A 253-nucleotide genomic window follows, 5' to 3' on the forward strand; every position below is an offset into this window, starting at 1 on the left:
GACAGGTCGGTGAGAACGACGACGATGCGGTTCACGCGGAAGACGAGCTGGGCCTGAGCCGTGAGACCGTCGATCGTTGTCTGCACGTCTTTGTCGTCGCCGGTGCAATCACGCAGGTAGGCGTTCGAGATGGCCCAGGCGGCGTAGGCGCATCCGGCGAGGTTGACGGGGGCGGCGGGCATGCCCGGCTTTCCGGCCGACGTCGCGGTGGCCGCGCCGCCGTCGAGGGGCTGGCGGATGAGCGAGGTATCGG

General features: G+C 69.2%; 1 protein-coding gene. It reads right to left on the reverse strand.

Translation table 11 applies throughout. The features are described 5' to 3' along the window. On the reverse strand, positions 1-253 hold a 253-nt coding region (locus tag QCD70_RS19055; protein WP_301219208.1), incomplete at both ends, for a hypothetical protein.

It is taken from the genome of Agreia sp. PsM10 (assembly GCF_030433855.1).
GTDB lineage: Bacteria > Actinomycetota > Actinomycetes > Actinomycetales > Microbacteriaceae > Agreia.